The organism is Pseudomonas fuscovaginae SE-1 (assembly GCF_000364705.1).
GTDB lineage: Bacteria > Pseudomonadota > Gammaproteobacteria > Pseudomonadales > Pseudomonadaceae > Aquipseudomonas > Aquipseudomonas fuscovaginae_A.
This window is the reverse complement of the sequence record NZ_AQOH01000219.1, coordinates 1-782: the sequence shown is the minus strand read 5'-3', so window position 1 is coordinate 782 and position 782 is coordinate 1. Positions and strand designations below refer to the sequence as shown.

The 782-nt window shown below is 58.8% G+C and carries 1 protein-coding gene; it reads right to left on the bottom strand.

The genetic code is table 11. The features are described 5' to 3' along the window. Positions 1-135: 135 nt before the first annotated feature. Positions 136-594, bottom strand: a complete 459-nt coding sequence (locus K675_RS0119200; RefSeq protein WP_026145349.1) for an REP-associated tyrosine transposase — start codon at positions 592-594, stop codon at positions 136-138. Positions 595-782 lie beyond the last annotated feature (188 nt).

Genomic DNA, 782 nt, shown 5'->3' with positions numbered 1-782 from the left:
CTCCTGATGCACCGCGTTGGCTGGTTTGGGGACGCTCTGCGCCCCAGCGCGGGCAAGCCCGCTCGCCACAACAAACCCGGTTACTCAGCCCAGTCAAATTGTTCCATCCCAAGTCGCCATTGTGCCCGAAGAAACTCAAAGCCAGGCCGCATCCCACAACGGATAGTCGCCCACTCGTTCGACCAGGCCAGCCCGCAAAGGGTTGGCGATGATGTACCTGGCCGCACCCCGCAGGTCTTCACCATCTCGAATGGCCCTGTCGTGATAGCCGCTTTGCCAGAAGCGACCATGCTGTTCCGTGGCTCGATTGATGGCCAATGTGCTGCAGGATTTGACGCAGCCGACAACTTGGGCGAGGGGCGTGTGGTGCAGTTGGAACAGCCAGTGGAAGTGGTCTGGCATGATTACCCAGGCCAGTGATGTCACGAGGCCGAGTTCATGAGTCCTTTTCATTTCGGCAACCAGCAAGCGTCCCAATATCCAGTCGCTGAAAAGAGGCCTTCGCCCATGTACCACTGCCGTAACGAGATAGGCTCGGCCGGGTTCGGAGTATCGACCTGTACGCAGGCGATGAGAGTTGGGGTGGGGAGGCAATCCATTGCGCTCCTCTGCTGGGATGGATCTGGTTCACGCTAGCAGCGCAAACGTTATTGGGAGGCAGGGTATTTTTGCTGTGTATTACACCTTGATATGCTGTGCAGTGATGTTCCCGACGGGGCGGGATTGGAGCGATGCAACAGCGCCTCGTTCGCGCTATGTCACGTGTGGCGAGCGGGCTTGCC